Genomic DNA, 18,745 nt, shown 5'->3' on the forward strand with positions numbered 1-18,745 from the left:
ATTTCTGCCACGATCGAGACCATGACCCCTGACCGGTTCTTCTCCCTGATGTTACTTCTTCAGTCGCGAGATGCCGTGACCACCACCGACCTCGCCGCGGCGCTGGGAGTATCGCTTCGAACGGTCACCCGGGACCTGAACTGGCTGCGGGAGGCCGGATTTCCCGTGGCCGCACAGCGTGGCCGGTCCGGAGGAGTCACCGTGCTCCCCGGCACGGGGCTCGACCTCAGCCGACTCACCCCGGGTGAGAGGCAGACCCTGTCGGTGACGGGACTGGATGACAAGCAGCGGGACGACCTCAACGCCTCCACCGAGACCCGGCACGCGCTCGCCAAGCTCGCCACGACACATCCGGGCCACTCTGAGGACCTGATTCCGCTCACCGAGGCCGTACAGGTCGACAGTCGCCCCTGGCTCCAATCACGACTCGACGGCACACCCCCGGCTGCGCTCATCGGCCCGGTGCGGCGGGCCCGGCAACTGCGGATCGAGTACAGCAGCTCTCACGAATCACCACCGAGCACGCTCGTCGTCGATCCCTACGGGCTCCTCGCCAAGGCCGGCATCTGGTATCTCGTCGCCGACTGCGACCGAGCACCACGGATGTTCCGCCTCGAGCGGATCACGTCATGGACTGAAACCGGTCACCGACGACGGCTACGTCCCCGCCAGACATTGCACAGCGTCACTGCCGGCCTCACCGCACAGTGGGAACACGACCACGTCGTCGAAGTCTCCGCGACCATCGACGCATCCCAGCTCGAACGTGCGCACCGGATCTTCGGACCACGCCTCCGCCTGCAGAAGCACGCAGACGAAACCGCCCCCTACGAGGCCACCATCAGGTTCCTGCACCTTGAAGATGTGCGGGCGCTGCTGCCGTTCGGCAGGTCCATCACCGTGCATGGGCCCGTCGAGGCCAAGGCGCGTCTACACGACCTCGCTCCCGAGCTGGCCGACCATCACAGGCCGTCATGAATCTACTTGGCCCACGATGGTCGGTACGCATCTCATGAGATCACCGGCGCGCGCCGGGAGCACCACCCCATCCGTTGTCCGTGAGGGCGCTGCCGGGATCGGAACTACAAGGAGGTTCCCCGGCGGCAGGGTCAGGTGCGCACGGCCGGAGACGACCAGCTACCGCGCGGCCTCGGCCGGTGGGTGCGCCACCAGGCCAGCAGCGTGAGGCCGTCGATGCTGTCGCGTTCGTGCAGCCCTTCGGCGTCCATCAGGTAGAAGTGGCCGCTGCGTTCGCCGAACCAGACGATCAGGCCGGGATGGGCGGCCTGCACGTTGGCAGCGGCGGTGTGCTCGGCGGCATAGCGAGGGGTGCGTCCCCAGCGTGCAGTCACGATTCCTCCTCGGATGTGGAAGCGGCCCGGTGGGCGGCGGTGCGCATCCCCTCGGCCAGCTCGGGATCGCCGTGCGGCACTGCCTCTACCGCTTCAGCGAGCGAGCGCGCCTGGGCGGGGGTGATCCGGGCGGTGTAGGCGCCGCTGCCGGCTGGGGCGTGCATCCGCAGTTCGACGTACGGTGCTGCCGGTTGCGTGTGGGGGGCGCGGCCGTCGATGCGCTCGTGCCCGATCACGGCCACGGTCAGGGCGACGGTGCCGTGGGTCCCGCGGTAGGTGGTGCTTTGGTGGATGCACCACGCCTGCCCGCGGATGGATCGTTCGGGATGTCTGCCGCGGCACCACCAGGGGCATCCGGGCGTGTTCATGTCCTGCGGGGCGGCCGCGGGGGCGTGGGGGCGGATCATGGTGACCACCCGCCGGGAACGTCGGCGCTGAACCCATCGAGCGCCTCGAGGTCGTCGGTTTCCTGCCGACCGGGGTGCGCGCCGGTGGACGGGAGCGCGGCGCCCGGCTGCTGTGGGCCGGGACTCCGATGGGCCGGGCTCGCTTCATCCCGCGCCGCGGTTTCGTCCAGCGGAGCCGAATCGAAGACGAGCAGTGCCCATACGGAGTGGCCGCCGTCGGCATGGTCGATGGTTCCCCAGGCACGGGCGGTGGACTCGATCAATAAGAGTCCGCGGCCTTCGGTCTCCACCCCACCGGGGGTGCGCAGACGGGGCACGGTCGGTGTGACAGGGCGCGGGCCGTCATCGGCGACTTCGACGACGCACCCGCACACCAGGGGCGCGACGGTCAGTCCGATCCTGCCGTCGGGCAATCCGCTCCTCGTGTGGCGATAGGCGTTGGTGACGAGCTCCGAGACGATGAGCTGGGCCTCGAAGAGCAAGGGATGACTCGGACCGAGGACGGTGGTGACCCGGGGCCGAGCGATGCCGGCGGCTTCGGGAGTGCCGGGGAGCCAGCACTGGTGTTCGGGGGACATCCGCAGGCCTCCTGGAGGGCTCCGGGGCCAGGTCAAGACACCGTCACGGTCGTCACTGACGTGCGTGGGGCGAACCGGCGCCCCTGTGTCTGACCGGGCCGGATGAAGGGCTGTTCCGAACTCTCAGTATCACGATCAACTCACACACACGCAATCCATACTGAGGAAATTTTCCCTAGCGTGGATTGCGGTAAGTTGGTTCGGTGATGTCCGATGCGCCAAACTGGAGCTGCGAACTGGGAGGTGTCGAGTGGGCCAGAGCCCGGCAGGCGTCGCGCGGCGGACGATCGCCCGCGTCATGCGGCAGGCCCGCGTGCGGGCGGGCATCAAATCCGGAACCGCCGCGCACCACGCCGGCATCGCGCCCGGAACCCTGACCAAGTACGAAAAGGCGGAGAACCCCTGGCCCGTCTCGGTCGTGCACCTGCTGGCCGAGTACTACGGGCTCTCCACCGACGACCGCGACCGCATCGTCAGCCTCGCCCGCCAGCGCGATCCCGGCTGGTGGCAGCGCCACGGCGACAGCGTCCCCGCCTGGTTCGAGCCCTACCTCGGACTCGAGCAGGAGGCCCACACCCTCCACAACTACGAGGACGGCACCGTCCCCGGCTTGCTGCAGACCGCCGACTACGCCAGGGCCGTCCTCACTGCAGACATCGACGCCGGCTCACACGACCAGATCGCCGCCCAAGTCGAGATCCGCACACGCCGCCAAGACCGGCTCACTGATGAAGAGCCGCTGACGTTCAACGCGGTCATCAACGAAGCCGCCCTCTACCGCGTCGTCGGCGGCACCGCGGTCATGCGCGAGCAGCTTCAGACGCTGCTGGATCGCGCCGAGTTGCCCAACGTCGACCTCCGGATCCTGCCGTTCGAGGCCGGCGCCCACACCGGCAGCGAAGGCTCCTTCGTCATCATGCAGTTCCCCGGCATCCTCGACGACGTCGCCGCCGGCGACGTGGTGCTGGTGGAATACCGCATCGGCGCGCTCTACCTGGAAGAGGAGTCCGAAACCACCTCCTTCTCCCAGGTCTTCCAGCGTCTACGGGAAACCGCGCTGACCCCTGAGGAGTCCCGGCGACGTATCCAGCACCTGCTCCAGGAGAGATACGCACCATGAGGCACGAGGCGACCAACGAAAGCCCTGGATTGCGCTGGCACAAGTCCAGCTACTCCGGCGGCGCGGGCGGCAACTGCGTCGAGGTCGCAGCTGTTTCCGACGAACGTCTGATCCGCGACAGCTACCAGCCGGAGGCGGGCGTTCTGGAGTTCTCGGTTCGGGAGTGGACAGCGTTCCTCGCCTCGGCTCGGCGCGAGGATCTGTAGGGCTGCTCGGCCTGCTCCCCCAGGTGTGTGGCGCCTTCAGCCATGCCTGCTCACTCCACCGCTATGAGGGACTCACTCTCCAGCACGAACAGTGAGAACACGGCCAACAAGGTCACGGATATCGACCGACTCCAACGTGCCCAGGACCAGGTCCGCTCCCACTTCCGTCAGCTCATCGACGGAGCTGGTTCCAGAGGCGACTGCGATGACGCCCACTCCGGCCTCTCGCGCCGCTGCGATGTCCTTGGGGGTGTCTCCGATAAGGACGGCCCTCTCCCTCGGCACCGGCATGCCCCCTCGTTCCGCAGCTCGGGCGAGAGCGACCTCGACCAGCCGCGGCCGGTAGGAGTCGTCGTCACCGTAGGCTCCTACTGCCAGGTCCAAATGGCGATCCAAGCCGAACGCGCTCAGCTTGACCTGCGCCGCTCGTCTTGTGTTGCCCGTCAGCGCACTCTGCATCACGCCGGGTTCCGTCGCCAGGGCACCAAGGGCCTCCTCGACGCCGGGCAGGACGCGCCCCCGCTCCCGGAGTTCATCCGAACGGGCGCGGTACCCGTCCGCCTGTGCGGCGGCGAAACGCTCGAACAGCCCTTCCTCGCGGTCCTTGATCCCATTGAGCTCCAGGGTCTTCTCCAATAGCACCGGTTCCGTGTGCCCGTGGGCCGTGGCCATGCCGGCGCTCATCGTGGCTCCGGTGGCCTTCTCGAACGCTTCCCGGAACACAGTGCTGCCCACACCGCGGGTCTCGATCAACGTGTGGTCGACGTCCCAGAGGACGAGGCAGCGGGGCAGCATCGGCGGCTCCAACAAGGGGAATCGGGCGCGGGCCATTTACCATGTACCCCCACGGACGCTGTTCCAGCCAGGAGGGCGGGATCATGTCGCTGGGTCAGATCTTCGCGCAACGTGTGCGGTGGCATCGCACTCGGCAGGGTAAATCCCAGGCAGTGGTAGCAGGACTCGCGGGCCTTAACGCCGAGTACCTCGGACAGATCGAGCGTGGATACCGGATCCCGTCATTGGATGTCGTCGAGGCTATCGCCGGAGCTCTCGGGGTTTCCGTGCCCGAACTGGTAGCCGAGAGCAGTGAGCGCCCCTCACCCGCTCCCGACGTTCTATTGGCGTCTGAACTGCACCGCGCTCTTCTCCTCCAGCAGGAAGCCTCCTCTGGCCGCAGTACCGACGAGCTACAGGAAGCGGTCGAACACGCCTGGCGCCTCTGGCAAGGGGCCGCGGACCGCTACAGCCGTCTGGCCGCTGTGGTCCCCGACCTGATCGGTGACGTCGCTACAATCAACGCCCCCGGAGCAACCGATCCCCTCCTTGAGCACCGAGTGGCAACCGACGCCTATGCTCTCTTGCGGACTGTGGCTCGGCGCATCGGGCGCCCCGACCTGGCGTTGGTCGCGGCCGATCGTGAGCGTCGGGCCGCCGAACAGACAGAGGACGATGTCCGCCTGGCACGGGCGAATTGGAACCTCGCACACGCGTTGCTGGGGCAGCAGGAGCCCCAAACAGCCGAGGAAATCGCCTTAGCGGCCATCGCCGATATCAAAGGGCATGGAACCCGCGAAGCCGCAGCGATCAGCGGCGCGCTGTGGCTGGCCGCCGCTGTGGCCGCCGCGCGTAGTCAACGAAGATTCGCGGCCATCGAGCGCATCAGGGACCATGCTCGCCCCCTCGCGGAAAAAACCGGGGAAACCAATGTGGGGCGAACCGCCTTCGGACCGACCAACGTCGCCCTACACATGGTCAGTGTCGAACTCGAGGACGGCCACACCGCCGACGCCCTGGCTATCGCCGACGAAATCGATCCGGCTCCGCTCCAATCACGTGAGCGCCGCACAACTCTCGCGCTCGACCTCGCCCGCAGTCACGCAATGCGGTCCGAGCCAGGGGCTGCGCTGCTGCATCTGCTAGAAGCCGAGCAGAGCAGCGCTGAGGAACTTCGCTACAACCCGACGGCGCACGACACCGTGCGCCGGGTATTCCAGCGCGCCCGTCCGTCGCTTCGCAAGCAGCTCACCGCTTTCGCCCAGCGTGTCGGCATCGAAGACGAACTCGCCGCCGGTCACACGCTTTCCTAGCTCTGCGCTAGGACGTCGCAACGCTAGTAGGCCTGGTTACACCCTTCCGTAGGTTCGTCCTCGCTGCATGATCCACCACGCTGCGAGGAGACAAGGAATGGCCGACTGCCGAACGCCTTTGGCGACATGCGCGTCCGCAGTGGCGCGGGCGCACCGATGCCACCGGCCAGTGTCCGTCGATGGACACAGCATATTCGGGCAAGGACCGGACTTCGCTATCCGCAAGACCTTCGGGACAACACCGGCCGTTCGCCAATACGTCGTGTGGTCGGGCAGCGAATGCGCACCGGCCAATGAGGCAGGTGCGTCGTGAGCAGAGCTGACGACAATGCCGCTGGCGCCCTGGCCCGTCTGCGCTGGCATTATCCCCACTGGGACATCCGGTATTACGCCGCCACCTCGCTGCCCGAACGCGGCGTGTTCGTGGCCAGCATCGCACCGGCTCCCGAGTTCCTTAGAGGAGTTCTAACCGCAGCGGCTGCCAGCGAGGAAGGGCTCCTTCGGCAGTTGGAGATCCATGACCCCGTGGCGAGCCGCATCGCAGAGGCCGCCGGCACGGGCACGCGGGATCTCCCTGCAGGCGAAGAAGCTGTAGCTCGGCTTCAGGGGCAGCATCCCCGGTGGCGGATCCGCTACGAGACCGGCCCCGGCGGCGGCCGGTTCGTGGCCACACGGCCACGAACGGCTGAGCAGGCCGCGCTCGGGCTGCTGGAGACCGTGACCGCCGCCAACGCCCTGGAGCTGGCGCACCGCCTGGCCTACCAGGACGCCCTGACCGCCGGCGCGGAAGCGATCGCCCAGGACATCGATATCGATCCCGAAGACCTGATCGAGGGCGCCGCCGACCTGGTCGCCGGCTGCGAGGAACTTCTGCGCCGTGCCGCCGGAAGCTTCTGACGCAACGCCACCGGTGCACTCGGACCGGACCGGGTTCCCGCTCGACCGCCCCTCCCTCGTGTGAAAGCGACACCGCCATGCCACCGGTCCCCGAACCCCCACCGCCGCTGCTGCGGCTGGATGATCCCGTCCTGGACCTGCCCACCGCCCTCGACCGCCTCGACGAGGAGCACTTCCAGCGCGGGCTGGTGCCCGTCGAGCTGGAGAAGGGCGTGCCCGCCTGGCTCATGATCAGCCTGCCCGTGCTGCACCGGGTCCTCAAAGACGAGCACTACTTCGCGCGAGATCCCCGCGCTTGGCGCGACCTGTGGAACGGCACCATCCCCGACACCAGCCCGCTGCAGGCGCTGTATCCGCCTCGCAGGAACGCCTTGTCGGTCGACGGCGGCGAGCACCAGCGGCTGCGTACGGCGCTGACCGGAGCCTTGCAGGAGGTGTCCCTGGCGCTGCTGCCCGCCCGCATCCGCGAGATCGCCGACGTGGTCATCGACGGGTTCTGCACCCGGGGCCGGGCCGACGTGGTCTCCGAATACGCCTCCGTGCTGCCGCTGCTGGTGCTGTGCCGCTTGTTCGGCATGGACCAGCCCGCGGGGCTGCGGGTGGGTATGGCCATGCAGCGCCTCTGGGACGGCGAGGCCGACGCCGGCCACGCCCACCACCAGCTCCAAGACCTGCTGCTGGAGCACGCCGCCTACCGCCGCGCCCACCCGGGCCGCGACATCACCAGCGGGATGGTCGCCCGCGGGCTGGACGATGAGGAGATCCGCGACCAGCTCGCGCTGATCATGGCCGCCGCACACGACCCCATCGCCCACGCACTCGCCAACACGCTGGCCGACCTGTTGCAGACGTCGCGGATGCACATGGTCGGCTCCACCTGGCTGATCAGCGAGACCCTCAACCACGGGGTGTGGCGCCACCCGCCCTTGGAGACCCTGGTGGGCCGCTTCCCCACCGCCGACGGGCTCGAGGTGGGCGGCTACCGGCTGGCGCGCGGCGACTGCCTGGTCATGGGCTTCGGCGCCGCCCAGCGGCACCAGCTGCGCACCGCCCCGCCCGAACCCTCCAACCGGGCCTATCCGGTGTTCGGCATGGGCCCGCACGGGTGCCCGCAGCTGGGCCGCGACATCGCCCTGGCCATCGCCCAGACCGGGGTGGAGCGCCTCCAGCAGCGCCTGCCCGACCTGCGCCTGAGCGAGACCGATACTCCGCGGCGCGCCTCGACGGTCATCGCCGGACGCCGCGCTCTTCCCGTCACGTTCACCCCCGCCCGCCCGATCACACCCGCCGCACCACACCAGGAGGAGAAGTGGAATCCCACTCGCCCCGCACCCGCATCCGTCTCGAACTCGAGGACCCCGCCACCAACACGCAGCGTCTTCGCGAGGCTGGCCCGGTGGCTGCGGTCGAGCTAGCCGGCCTGCACCTGTGGGCCGCCTGCGGCGACGAGGCCCTGCGCACCGTCCAAGGCGATATCTCCGGCACGTTCCTGCGCGGCGCCGAGAACTGGCCCGCCCTGCAACGCGGGGAGATCGACCGGACCCATCCGCTGGTGGCGCTGGTGGGCGACCTGCGCAGCCTGCTCGCCCTCAACGGCACCGAACACGAACAGATCCGGCGGCTGCTGCGGCCCGCCTTCACCCCGGCCGCCGTGAAACACCGCCGCCCCCAGATCGAGGCCATCACCGACCGCCTCCTGGACGAAATGGAAGCCGCCGGGCCGCGGGCGGACCTGCTGGACTTCGCCTGGCAGCTGACCGTGGAGGTGTTTCTCGACCTGTTCGGGCTGGGCCCCGAGCACGCCGAGAAGCTCACCGACATCACCACCCGCGCCTTCGCCCTCTCCGACCCCGGCGTGCACGCGGAGGCCCGCGCCTACATCGCCGACCTGCTCGACCACACCCCACCCGACACCGCCGGCGGCGAACTGCTCTCCTTGCTGGCCACATCCCAGCGCGACGGTGACGTGTCGCGCGCCGACGCGATCGACACCTGCTACCTGCTGATCGTCGCGGGTTTCGACACCACCCTCGGGGCCCTGCTGAACGCCGCCCACGCCCTGGCCGCCCACTCCGACCAGCGCGACCTCGTCCAGTCGGGAGAGGTGAGCTGGTCGGAGGCGGTCGAGGAGTGCCTGCGCCGCTACAGCTCCGTGGCCACCCTCCCGATCGTCTTCACCACCCGCGAGGTCGAGCTGTGCGGCACCGAACTGCCCGCCGGGGCCGGGGTGCTGCTGGGTATTTCCGCCGCCGGGCTCGACCCCCACCGGTGGCACGACCCCGAGGTCTTCGACGTCACACGCAACCCCAAGGGGCATCTGGCCTTCGGGCACGGCATCCACTACTGCCTGGGCGCCCACCTCGCCCGCCTGGAACTGGAAACGGCTCTCTCGCGCTTGTTCACCCGCTTCCCCCACCTGGACGTGGCGGGTCCGGTGCCGCCGCTGCCCAGCTTCATGATCCGCCGCCCCGCCGGCCTGCCGGTGAACCTGAACCCCGGCACTGCCCGCGCCGCCTGATCGGCGACTTCTCTCGGTGGCCGCATCCTCCGGCGACCAGCACGAGCGCAGGCAAGACGCCAACACCGCCTTCGGCCCCACCGGCGTGCTCTCCGAAGCTGCAAACCACCTCTGTGTATGACAGGTGCATCACCATGTCCGACCACACACCCGCTCCCCCGACCGGCGTCGACCCTTACACCCCCAGCGCCGCCCGACTCTATGATTTTTATTTGGGCGGCAAGGACAACTACGCCGCCGACCGCGACGCCGGCACCGAGCTCCTGGAACGCATCCCCGAGCTGCACAGCACCGCCCACGCCAACCGGTACTTCCTGCGCCGCGTCGTGCGCCACCTGGCCGCCGAAGCCGGGATTCGCCAGTTCCTGGACATCGGCTCCGGGCTGCCCACCCAGGACAACGTCCACCAGGTCGCCCAGCGCCACGCCCCCGGAGCCCGCGTCGTCTACGTCGACAACGACCCCATCGTGCTCGCCCACGCCCACGCGCTCCTGGCCGAGGACCCCGCCACCACCGCGGTCGCCGAAGCCGACCTACGTGACCCCGCCGGAATCCTCGCCCACCCCCGGATCCGGGGGATGATCGACTTCACCCGGCCGGTCGCCGTGCTGATGATCGCCGTCCTGCACTTCCTCACCGACGACGACCGCCCCTACGAGGTGGTGGCCGCGCTGCGCGACCGACTGTGCCCGGGCTCCTACATCGCCGTCTCCCACCTGGAAAACGAGACCAGCCCCCAGCGGGCGGCATTCATGGAACAGGTCTACGCCCGCAGCTCCGCCACCTTGAAAGGGCGCAGCCACGCCGAGATCCGCCGGTTCTTCACCGGTCTGGAACTCGTGGAGCCCGGTGTGGTGCCCATCTCCCAGTGGCGCCGCGACCCGGACGAGCCCTATTGGCCGCCCGAGCAGGCCTGGGGCGACGGCGGCCTCGGCCGCCTTACCCAACGGCCGCCCGCGGGCTGAGGGGGACACGGCTCTGTCTCGCACCGGCCGAGGGGTGGCCCGCTTCCCGCGCGGGCTTACCGAGGCGTCGGGCTCCCTGGCCGAGCCGACACACAACACCAACCACTACGGGCCCACCACCCGGGGCAGGGACTGGGTGGACCAGGCGCCACCCCGCCCACCCTGCACCGGCGCACCCCGCGCCGGCGCACCGGCCCGCCCCGGAGCCCGGCCCTCGGTCCTCCTTGTGTCCGCCGCTTCCCGCACCGACGTGTAACGGAGTTGTATGAACCGGCGCCGCCCCGCCCCGGCCACCCCCGCAGGACTGCCCGAACTGGCCACCAGCCGATTCCACCCCTGGTTCGGCGACCTGCAGCGCCTATCGCTGTGGCGCATGCTCACCCGCCTGCCCGCCCTCATCGCCACCGCCCTGCGCTGGAGCTGGAAAGCCAGCCCCCGCGACACCCTGCTCACCGTCGGCCTCAACATCGCCGCCGGCGCCCTCTCCGCGATCGTGCTCACCGCCGTGGTCGGCATCCTGCAAGGCCTGTTCGCCCAGGGCCCCACCCCCGAGCGGCTGCAGGCCGCCCTGCCCTCGCTCCTGCTGGCGGGCGCGGCCATGGTGACCCGGGCCGCACTGCGCTCCGCAGCGATCTGGGCCCAAGGCCGACTCACCCCCATGGTCGAACGGGCCGTGGAGGTCGAACTCGTCTCACTCACCACCGCCACCCGCCTGGAGGCCTTCGACGACTCCGACTGGTGCGACCAGATCCACCGCGCCCGCACCCTGGGCGTCTACGAAGCCGGACGCATCACCGGCTACGCCGCCGACATCGCCACCGAACTCATCAGCCTGCTGGCCGTGGCCACCGTCGTCACCGTCCTGCACCCCGTGCTGCTGCCGCTGCTGGCGCTGACCGTGGCCCCGGTCGGCTGGGCCGCGATCCGCTCGGCCCGGATGCGCTACGCCCGCATGCGGGCGCTGAGCACCTCCAACCGGCTGCTGTACATGTACACCCACGCCATGACCGAGCGCGAGGCCGCCGCCGAGCTGCGCGCCTACGCGATGCGCCCCATGCTGCTGGCCGAATTCGCCCGCATCTCCGACCATGTGCGCGACGCCCTCCTGGCCGTGGTTGGCCGTCAGACCACCACCCGCGCTGTGGGCGACGTGCTGGGCGGCATCGCCACCCTGGCGACCTACGCCGCCCTGGTCGCGCTGCTGCTGGCCGGGCTGATGCCGCTGGCGGTGGCCGGGGCCGCCTACCTCGCCCTGGGCCAGGGCAAAGCCGCCCTGGATCGGCTCATGAACGCCGTCAACTCCTGCTACGAATCCGGCCTCTACCTGTCGGACCTGCTGGAGGCCTTCGACCAGGCCCGCCGCCGCACCCCGCCCGCCGCCGGCACCACCTCCCCCGGACCACTCGAAGAGCTGCGGGTGCAGGGTGTGGACTTCGCCTACCCCGCCGCCGAGGCCAACGCGCTCACCGGAGTCAGCATCACCGTCGAACGCGGCCGGATCGTGGCCCTGGTCGGCGAGAACGGGTCCGGCAAATCCACCCTGGCCACCCTCATCTCCGGGCTGTATGTGCCCGATGCCGGCACCATCACCTGGAACGGCACCGACATCGCCGACCTGGACCCCGACGAGCTGCACGCCCGGATCGGGCTGATCCGCCAGCAGTACCACCAGTGGCCCTTCTCCGCCGAACGCAACATCACCATGGCCGCCCCCGGGACCGCCGACCCCGACCGGCTGGGCCGGGCGCTGCGGCTCAGCGGCGCCGACCAGGTGGTCGCCGACCTCGCCCACGGGCTGGACACGCCGCTGGATACCCGGTTCAAAGACGGCGCGGACCTCTCCGGCGGGCAGCGCCAGCGCATCGCCGCCGCCCGCGGCCTCTACCCCCAGGCCGATCTGGTCATCGCCGACGAGCCCACCGCCGCCCTGGACGCCCGCGCCGAGGAGCGGCTGTTCTCCACATTCCAGGCCGCCGCCGACGGGGCCGCGGTGCTGCTGATCACCCACCGGCTGGCCAGCACCCGCAGCGCCGACTGGATCTACGTCCTCGACCACGGCCACGTCGTCGAACAGGGCACCCACACCGACCTGATCACCCACGGCGGGCTCTACGCCGAGCTCTACGGCATCCAAGCCGCCGCCTACAACGGAGCCACCCCGCACCGGCACACCGAAGAATTTCTATGACCAGCACCGTCGCGGACGTGGCCGACCCGTCTGCTCCGTGTTCTGGAAGAGGAATCCACCAATGCGATATCCACCCGGCAGTCACACGCTCCCCGGGCACGCCTCCCCTGCCGCCGACCCTGCAGGCGGTCGGCGGGACGGTTCCCTGGCCCCGCAGATGGCGATCCGGACCGTCGGATGCAGGGAGTGAGTGTGGAAGCCAACCACCGGCTTCGTGGAGCGCGAGAGGCGTGTACATCGCCGGCGGCTCCGGACCGGCCGATGAGCCGGGCCGAACTGGCCGAAGCGGTCAACGACTACCTATGGCGCACCGAGGGCAAAGCCTACGCGCTGGATGGCCACACCATCGCCCGCTACGAACGCGGCAGAGTGCGCTGGCCCAACGCGAACTATCGGGCCGGACTCCGCGCGATCTTGCGCGTAGCCGACGACGCGGGGCTGGGTTTCCACCCCACACCGCGTGGCAGCAGCGCGCCGCCCGCGCCAGATCGCGAACGCTCCGAGGCGATGGGAACCGAGGAGTTTTCGCCTTCGAGGAGCAGCTACCCGCGTTCCGGTTTCGGCGGCTCCGCCAAGACGGCGCCAGCGGCTCCGATCCCGGCAGCACACTGACGGCATCAGGGCCATCCGCCTGATGGTCGAAGCATCCAGTCGCCCAGGTCAACGCCGGGGAACGCGTCTGGCCGTCAGCGGTCTACCGCGGTCGGTCGGAGCCGTGGCGGTGGCCTCGGCCGTGGGGCGCCGTGGCCGCTCCAGATTGCCCTTCGGTGCACCGCAGAATGCCCTGCCGTACCCCGCACGCTCCTGGAAAAGTGACCGTGTGGCACCCACGGAGCGCACTGTCACGAGCACCGTTCGTGCCAGTGCGCGTGGAGCCATACAGCAGAGAAACAACCCCGCGGGTCACCACCTTCGTCCCGTGGTTCCGCAACAGATGTTGGGAGTGCAGTTGATGAGCACGTCGACCATTGATCAGCCCGCCGAGCTGCAGCAGATCACCGATCCCGGCAACGAGACGGATCCGTTCGGCCTCGACATCACCTTCATCGAGAACACGCCGGCGACCGAGACGGAACTGCTGTGCAGCACCGGCGACAACTGCGGGAGCTCGTGCCCGAGCGCCTGCACCACGTCGTAGGACCAGGCAGACGGTGCGGGTCACGTCGGAGCCGTCCGACTGACCCGTCCTGTTCGCACGGAGAACGGAGCGAGGGTGATGACGCGCTCACGGCGCAGCCTGTACCGGGGGGCCGGTGAGGGAATGCTGCGCGCCGCAGCGAACCTCACCGGACCCGACATGCCTCCATGGCCAGAACCCACGGCGGCCGTGGAACGCTGGCGTTCGTGGTTGGCAGCCGTGTGGGTCGATGACGCCTTTCGTCACGCCGTGTCCACTGCCAGCCCGGACTTGGCACGCCGGGTCCAGTCCGTCCTCGACGGACGCTCGCCGAAGCCGCGTCGGGTACGGCGGGCGGCACTGGCTACAGCCCGCTACGCCATCAGGTACACGCAGCGATCCACGCCCTTCGGCTTGTTCGCAGGCGTCGCACCGGTCACTTTCGACGACGCGGCCGAGGCACACGTCGGGCGTCAGCACCTGGCTGCGGGCAGGCCGGACCCCGTCGCGCTGGAGAAGATGATCAGCGCCTGGGAGACCGACGCCGCGCGCATGGCCGAGGTCGACGTATGCGTCAACAACCTGGCACGCCGGCGAGGCGACCGCATCTACATTCCCGGCGAAGGGCCGTCGGAGGTCTCACTCGCGCTGACGCCTGCGGTCGAACTGGTGCTGGAGGCGGCGCGGTCACCGATCCGGTTTTCGGCCCTGGCGGACAAACTTGCCGCCGAGTTCACCGACAAAGCCGAGGCCCACTGGGCCGGCATGCTCACGCAGCTGTTGCGGGTACGGCTGCTTCGGTCGGCCCTGCGGGCGCCCGCCACCGTCGTCGATCCGGCTGACCACTTGCCCTCGGCTCTGCGGGAGGAGGCGGAAGACAGCCCGGCGGCGCCGGACCTGCGGCTGGACGCGACGGTGCAGCTTCCGACGGCGGTCGTGACGGAGGCAGAGACCGCCGCGACCGTCCTCACCCGCCTCGCTGCGTATCCGACGGGTACCCCGGCATGGCAGCGCTACGCCGAAAATTTCGCCGATCGCTACGGTGAGGGCGCCGAGGTGCCGCTGGAGCTCGTGACAGACCCAGAGGAAGGGCTGGGCTTGCCCGAGGGGTTCGGCGAGATCTCGCAGGCGCCTCGGCCGATGACCTTGCGAGATCGGCTGCTTCTGGAGCTGGCCACCACTGCGGCTGTGGAGGGCCGCCGAGAGGTGGTCCTGTCCGAGCCGGTGATCGAACGGTTAGAGGCTGCCGCCGGCACGCGGGCGCTCACTCCGCCCCATCTTGAACTGTGCGCCCAGGTCCAGGCCGACTCGATGCGTGCCGTGGACCGAGGCAACTTTCGCCTGCGGGTTTCCACCGTCTCCCGCGCGGTCGGCTCGATGACGGGCCGGTTCTGGCACCTGTTCTCCCACACCGGTTCGGGATGTGCGAGCCTGCCCGCGGTCGAGCCCGGCGCGGAATCGGCTCAGCTGTCCTTCCATTCCGCACGCACCTCAGGGGACCTGCTCACGCGGGCCCCGCAGGTGCTGCCCCGGTTGGTCAGCGTCGGAGAGTTCCGGTACCCCACACCCGGAGTACTGTTTCCGTCCGACCTGGCCGTGGGGCTGCGCGAGGGCCGCCTGTACCTCGCCCAAGCCGCCACCGGCACGCGGCTGGAGCTGCTCGCTCCTACGGCGATCAACTTCCAGTGGAACAACTACACCCCCGCTCTGGTCCGGTTCGTTGCCGAGATCAGCCGGGCCGGGGTACCACAGGTGACGTGGTTCGACTGGGGAGCCGCATGGACGCTGCCCTTCACGCCCGCGCTGCACTACCGGCGATCCGTCCTGGTCCCCGCGCGATGGAAGCTGCACGCTCGCGATCTGCCCGGCCGCGGCGCGACACCGCGGCAATGGGCCGACGGGCTCCATGAGTGGATGCGCCGGTTCCGCGTTCCCGACCGCGTGGTCCTGGTAGAAGACGATCAACACCTTCCTCTCGACCTGCGGCACGACCTGCACCGGGATCTGTTGCGCAACCATCTCGGCGCGAGCCGGACCGGCGTCGCCGTCGTGCAGGAGGCGCCGCCGCCCGATGCCGACGGATGGCTGGGCGGACGCGCCAACAGCGTCGTCATCCCCTTGGAGGCGCGTCCATGACCGCGCCGACGCTACCCAGAACCCAGGATCTGTCCGACGGCGCGCTGGGCACCGCACTCCTGCACGTCGAACGCGGGGATACCGCATCGGCCCGCAGCACCCTTGCGCAGGCGGTTGCGGACGGGATCAGCACCGGAGGCAACGCGTCGCTGTTCCACGGGGCCCCGGCGCTGGAATTCGTCCTGCTCCGGGCCGGAATCACGCGACGGGATGTGTGCGCCGCGGTCGACCGCGTTGTGGCCGCTCGCCTCACCGCAGCGCGTCGGCGACAGGAATCGGGGGTGCTGCCGCATGTGGCGGAATTCGACCTCATTCGGGGGCTGACCGGTCTTGGTGCGCTGCTGTTGGCCCGAAGTGAGGCCGCGCCGTTGTTGAAGGACGTCCTGGTCTACCTGGTCTCGCTGTCGCGACCGGTCCGCACCGAGGAACGTGAGATGCCCGGCTGGTGGTCGGATGTGGGCCCTTCCGGTGAGGAGCTCGACGGCGGCCACGGCAACAACGGTGTCGCCCACGGCATTGCCGGGCCCCTGGCTCTGCTGTCACTGGCCGCCCGGCACGGCGTCCAGGTACCAGACCAGCGCGAGGCCATCGCGGTATTCGACCACTGGCTCGACACCCACGGCTGCAACTACTGGACGAGTGACGATCAATTGCGGGCGCCCGGTCCGCCCACGCCGGTGCCGACGCGTCCGTCCTGGTGCTACGGACGCGCCGGCACCGCCCGCGCCCAGCACCTGGCCGCGATCGCCTTGGGCGATCCGTCCCGCCGACGCGCGGCCGAGAACCAGGTCATACAGACCCTGACGGATGCGGTCTGGCTCGACCGCATCACCGACGCCACTCTGTGCCACGGCTGGGCCGGGCTACTGACCGTCGTCCGCGCCGTCGCCGAAGACAGCCCAGCCGCGGCGCGGTTCACCCCGCTGATCGCGGACCTGCACCGGCGTCTCGCCGCCGACCGGGAACGGCTGCCCGAACGCGGACTCATGGAAGGCCGGGTGGGGGCGCAGCTGCCCGTGGAGGCCACCGACGCCACCGGCTGGGCGCGTCTCCTGCTGATCACCTGAACCGGACGGGCATCCGCATGCCGCCGCACCAACTAAGGAGCTTGCCACGACCATGAAAGACGAGGACGAACGTCTTCCCGGAGCCGCTGAGGAAGGCTGGTGGAGCGCTAGCGTGTGGTTCGCGGGTGAGGCTGGAGTGAGCTCGCACGCCGCTCAGGCTCTGTGCTCGACGCTGGCCGACCAGCGCTTCCACTTTGTGCGCAAGGACGGCGGGCTGAGACTGCGCACGCAGCACTGCGCAGCCCATCACCTGGATGCCCTTGTCGCCGACCAGGTGGCCACGAGGTGGGTGGGCACCGTCTACGAGCCGGAGACCGAAGCCTTCGGCGGTAGCGCGGGCATGGCCATCGCGCATGCCCTGTTCTGCGCCGACAGTCCCTCCGCCTTGATGGAGACCGGCGCCCCGGGCGCCAGGGAGCGCTGCGTCCTGTTGCTGTCGGTCCTGCTCCGACACGCCGGCCTGGATCCGTTCGAGGTCGGCGACGTCTGGACGAAGCTCGGCGCGTTGCGGCCACCGCTCACCCCGCCCGCCGGCTCTGCGCGTGACAGTGCGGTGGCGGCCATGCGGCGCCTGATGAACGCCGACGCCCAGCATCGGCCGAACGCCGAGGCCGACTGGGCCGAGCGCGTCACCGCGTTCACCGACGCCGGCCGCCGGCTGAGGTCCCTGGCCGACCAAGGGCGGCTCACGCGGGGCCTGCGGGCGGTGCTGGCCCACCATGCCGTCTTCGCCTTCAACCGCGCCGGAGTTCCCATCGACCAGCAGGCCGCAACGGCCTGGCTGGGCAGCCACGTCGCCTTCGCCGATCGACAGGATGCTGACGTGTCCACCCATCTGTCCGCTCATTCGACAACCGATGCAACCCGAATGGAGACCATGACTTCCGCCACCGACCCCGCCGACCTGCGCGACGAACTCGTGAACCGCCTCGTCGGCAGCGGCCACCTCCGCACCCCCGAGGCCATCGCCGCCTTCCGGGAGGTCCAGCGCGACCGGTTCCTGCCCGGCGTCGACCAGCACGCCGCCTACGCCGAGGACGCCGTATCCATCAAGCACGATGACACCGGCGACATGATCTCCTGCATCTCCGCCCCCTCCATCGTCGCCACCCAACTGGAGCAGCTGGGCGCCCGGCCCGGACACAGGGTGCTGGAAGCCGGAGCCGCAACTGGTTACAACGCCGCCCTCCTCGGCCGCCTCGTGGCGCCCGGGGGCCATGTGTGGACGGTCGACGTCGACCAGGACCTCGTCGAGGGCGCCCGCAAGAACCTCGCCGAAGCCGGCGCCTCCAATGTCACCGCCGTCCTGGGCGACGGCGCGGCCGGTTGGCCGGACCACGCCCCCTACGACCGCATCCAGTTCACCGTCGGCGCCGGTGACGTGCCGGCCCGGATCCTCGACCAGCTCGCCCCGCACGGACGCCTGGTCCTGCCCATGCGCATCCGCGGCAGCATCTCCCGCAGCTTCGCCTTCGAACGTGACGGCGACGCCTGGAAAACCGTCTCGTGCGAGATGGCGACGTTCATCCCCCTGCGCAAGGGCGTGTGCGACGACGTCTACACGCGGGTTCCCATGGCCGGTGAGGGCAACGTGCTCCTGGAGACCTTCAGCGAGCAGGACGTGGACCGCGAAGCGATCCGCACCGTCCTCGACCAGCAGCAGGCCAAGGTCTACTCCGGCGTGAAGTTCCGCCAGGGCGACCCCTGGGAGTGGCTCTACCTGTACCTGGCGGCTGTGCTGCCCAACGGCCTGTCCCGCATGCCGGGTGCCCGCCCCGGCTTCACCCCGCACTTCGGCTGGGGCTCGATGGCCGCCCTCGACGGCGGCAGCCTGGCCTACCTGACGGTGCGCGAGGGCGAGGACGCGCAGGGCCGGTTCTGGGAGATCGGCGTCATCGGCCATGGCCCGTGCGCCGACGAGCTCGCCGAGCAGGTCGCGGGCGAGATCGTCGCGTGGGATGAGGGCTGGGGCAACACCGCGCCCAGCCCCACCTTCCGCATGGCCCTCGGCGAGGCGCGCGACCGGCTGAAGACCAACGATCCGCGCTTCGTCATCGACAAGCCTCACAGCCGCCTGGTCATCGACTGGCCGCGCCGCAGCTGAGCC

At 69.8% G+C, this 18,745-nt stretch carries 18 protein-coding genes; 14 read left to right on the forward strand and 4 right to left on the reverse strand.

Annotated features, from left to right (window positions below):
* The first annotated feature begins 21 nt into the window (after positions 1 to 21).
* Positions 22 to 978 carry a helix-turn-helix transcriptional regulator gene (locus EKD16_RS21300; RefSeq protein ID WP_131100771.1) on the forward strand — a complete coding sequence of 319 codons (957 nt, stop codon included), beginning with the start codon at positions 22 to 24 and terminating at the stop codon, positions 976 to 978.
* Between the two features lie 131 nt (positions 979 to 1,109).
* Here EKD16_RS21300 and EKD16_RS21305 read toward each other — a convergent pair whose 3' ends face one another.
* The 3 genes from EKD16_RS21305 to EKD16_RS21315 are packed head-to-tail and all read right to left on the reverse strand — an operon-like array spanning position 1,110 to position 2,337.
* Positions 1,110 to 1,352 (reverse strand): hypothetical protein, encoded by a 243-nt coding sequence (locus EKD16_RS21305; protein WP_242677101.1) that lies wholly within the window; start codon positions 1,350 to 1,352, stop codon positions 1,110 to 1,112.
* Positions 1,349 to 1,759 (reverse strand): hypothetical protein, encoded by a 411-nt coding sequence (locus tag EKD16_RS21310; protein WP_131100775.1) that lies wholly within the window; start codon positions 1,757 to 1,759, stop codon positions 1,349 to 1,351. Before EKD16_RS21310 ends, EKD16_RS21305 begins: the two co-directional genes overlap by 4 nt.
* Positions 1,756 to 2,337 carry an ATP-binding protein gene (locus EKD16_RS21315; RefSeq protein ID WP_131100777.1) on the reverse strand — a complete coding sequence of 194 codons (582 nt, stop codon included), beginning with the start codon at positions 2,335 to 2,337 and terminating at the stop codon, positions 1,756 to 1,758. The genes EKD16_RS21310 and EKD16_RS21315 overlap by 4 nt, the downstream gene beginning before the upstream one ends.
* A gap of 250 nt (positions 2,338 to 2,587) precedes the next feature.
* Here EKD16_RS21315 and EKD16_RS21320 point away from each other — a divergent pair, with 250 nt between their 5' ends.
* Entirely contained in the window at positions 2,588 to 3,457 is an 870-nt protein-coding gene (locus EKD16_RS21320; RefSeq protein ID WP_242677102.1) for a helix-turn-helix domain-containing protein, read from the forward strand.
* Positions 3,454 to 3,663 (forward strand): DUF397 domain-containing protein, encoded by a 210-nt coding sequence (locus EKD16_RS21325; RefSeq protein ID WP_131100779.1) that lies wholly within the window; start codon positions 3,454 to 3,456, stop codon positions 3,661 to 3,663. The genes EKD16_RS21320 and EKD16_RS21325 overlap by 4 nt, the downstream gene beginning before the upstream one ends.
* Before the next feature lie 72 nt (positions 3,664 to 3,735).
* Here EKD16_RS21325 and EKD16_RS21330 read toward each other — a convergent pair whose 3' ends face one another.
* Positions 3,736 to 4,458, reverse strand: coding sequence for an HAD family hydrolase (locus tag EKD16_RS21330; protein ID WP_207391365.1), 723 nt, complete (start codon positions 4,456 to 4,458; stop codon positions 3,736 to 3,738).
* 83 nt (positions 4,459 to 4,541) lie between these two features.
* Here EKD16_RS21330 and EKD16_RS21335 point away from each other — a divergent pair, with 83 nt between their 5' ends.
* The 11 genes from EKD16_RS21335 (at position 4,542) to fxlM (ending at position 18,742) form a co-directional block, all read left to right on the forward strand.
* A complete protein-coding gene (locus EKD16_RS21335) occupies positions 4,542 to 5,750 on the forward strand; it encodes a helix-turn-helix domain-containing protein (protein WP_165498627.1) in 1,209 nt (402 codons plus the stop codon).
* A 309-nt stretch (positions 5,751 to 6,059) separates the two neighbouring features.
* The gene (locus EKD16_RS21340; protein WP_131100783.1) at positions 6,060 to 6,647 is read left to right on the forward strand and encodes a hypothetical protein; all 588 of its coding nucleotides are present in this window, start codon (positions 6,060 to 6,062) and stop codon (positions 6,645 to 6,647) included.
* Between the two features lie 77 nt (positions 6,648 to 6,724).
* Positions 6,725 to 8,062: a cytochrome P450 family protein gene (locus EKD16_RS21345; RefSeq protein ID WP_131100785.1), complete on the forward strand. Its 1,338-nt coding sequence runs from the start codon at positions 6,725 to 6,727 to the stop codon at positions 8,060 to 8,062.
* Positions 8,044 to 9,165 (forward strand): cytochrome P450, encoded by a 1,122-nt coding sequence (locus EKD16_RS21350; RefSeq protein WP_131100787.1) that lies wholly within the window; start codon positions 8,044 to 8,046, stop codon positions 9,163 to 9,165. The genes EKD16_RS21345 and EKD16_RS21350 overlap by 19 nt, the downstream gene beginning before the upstream one ends.
* A gap of 134 nt (positions 9,166 to 9,299) precedes the next feature.
* Positions 9,300 to 10,130, forward strand: a complete 831-nt coding sequence (locus EKD16_RS21355; protein WP_131100789.1) for an SAM-dependent methyltransferase — start codon at positions 9,300 to 9,302, stop codon at positions 10,128 to 10,130.
* Between the two features lie 265 nt (positions 10,131 to 10,395).
* A complete protein-coding gene (locus EKD16_RS21360) occupies positions 10,396 to 12,318 on the forward strand; it encodes an ABC transporter ATP-binding protein (RefSeq protein ID WP_242677103.1) in 1,923 nt (640 codons plus the stop codon).
* 192 nt (positions 12,319 to 12,510) lie between these two features.
* Positions 12,511 to 12,930 (forward strand): hypothetical protein, encoded by a 420-nt coding sequence (locus tag EKD16_RS21365; protein WP_131100791.1) that lies wholly within the window; start codon positions 12,511 to 12,513, stop codon positions 12,928 to 12,930.
* Positions 12,931 to 13,270: 340 nt separating this feature from the next.
* Positions 13,271 to 13,456: an FxLD family lanthipeptide gene (locus tag EKD16_RS21370; protein WP_131100792.1), complete on the forward strand. Its 186-nt coding sequence runs from the start codon at positions 13,271 to 13,273 to the stop codon at positions 13,454 to 13,456.
* 123 nt (positions 13,457 to 13,579) lie between these two features.
* Positions 13,580 to 15,571, forward strand: a complete 1,992-nt coding sequence (locus EKD16_RS21375; protein ID WP_242677104.1) for a lantibiotic dehydratase family protein — start codon at positions 13,580 to 13,582, stop codon at positions 15,569 to 15,571.
* Entirely contained in the window at positions 15,568 to 16,638 is a 1,071-nt protein-coding gene (locus EKD16_RS21380) for a lanthionine synthetase C family protein (RefSeq protein WP_131100794.1), read from the forward strand. Before EKD16_RS21375 ends, EKD16_RS21380 begins: the two co-directional genes overlap by 4 nt.
* A 52-nt stretch (positions 16,639 to 16,690) precedes the next feature.
* The gene (gene fxlM / locus EKD16_RS21385; protein WP_131100796.1) at positions 16,691 to 18,742 is read left to right on the forward strand and encodes a methyltransferase, FxLD system; all 2,052 of its coding nucleotides are present in this window, start codon (positions 16,691 to 16,693) and stop codon (positions 18,740 to 18,742) included.
* Positions 18,743 to 18,745 lie beyond the last annotated feature (3 nt).

The sequence above is a fragment of the Streptomonospora litoralis genome, assembly GCF_004323735.1.
GTDB classification, from domain to species: Bacteria; Actinomycetota; Actinomycetes; order Streptosporangiales; family Streptosporangiaceae; genus Streptomonospora; species Streptomonospora litoralis.

Bases quoted from the DNA above. Each gene is read 5' to 3' on its own strand.
- EKD16_RS21380 (WP_131100794.1), top strand. From the start codon at position 15,568: ATGACCGCGCCGACGCTACCCAGAACCCAGGATCTGTCCGACGGCGCG.
- EKD16_RS21315 (WP_131100777.1), bottom strand. From the start codon at position 2,337: ATGTCCCCCGAACACCAGTGCTGGCTCCCCGGCACTCCCGAAGCCGCC.
- EKD16_RS21325 (WP_131100779.1), top strand. From the start codon at position 3,454: ATGAGGCACGAGGCGACCAACGAAAGCCCTGGATTGCGCTGGCACAAG.
- EKD16_RS21360 (WP_242677103.1), top strand. From the start codon at position 10,396: ATGAACCGGCGCCGCCCCGCCCCGGCCACCCCCGCAGGACTGCCCGAA.
- EKD16_RS21300 (WP_131100771.1), top strand. From the start codon at position 22: ATGACCCCTGACCGGTTCTTCTCCCTGATGTTACTTCTTCAGTCGCGA.
- EKD16_RS21375 (WP_242677104.1), top strand. From the start codon at position 13,580: ATGCTGCGCGCCGCAGCGAACCTCACCGGACCCGACATGCCTCCATGG.
- EKD16_RS21370 (WP_131100792.1), top strand. From the start codon at position 13,271: ATGAGCACGTCGACCATTGATCAGCCCGCCGAGCTGCAGCAGATCACC.
- EKD16_RS21330 (WP_207391365.1), bottom strand. From the start codon at position 4,458: ATGCTGCCCCGCTGCCTCGTCCTCTGGGACGTCGACCACACGTTGATC.
- fxlM (WP_131100796.1), top strand. From the start codon at position 16,691: ATGAAAGACGAGGACGAACGTCTTCCCGGAGCCGCTGAGGAAGGCTGG.
- EKD16_RS21310 (WP_131100775.1), bottom strand. From the start codon at position 1,759: ATGATCCGCCCCCACGCCCCCGCGGCCGCCCCGCAGGACATGAACACG.
- EKD16_RS21345 (WP_131100785.1), top strand. From the start codon at position 6,725: ATGCCACCGGTCCCCGAACCCCCACCGCCGCTGCTGCGGCTGGATGAT.
- EKD16_RS21355 (WP_131100789.1), top strand. From the start codon at position 9,300: ATGTCCGACCACACACCCGCTCCCCCGACCGGCGTCGACCCTTACACC.
- EKD16_RS21335 (WP_165498627.1), top strand. From the start codon at position 4,542: ATGTCGCTGGGTCAGATCTTCGCGCAACGTGTGCGGTGGCATCGCACT.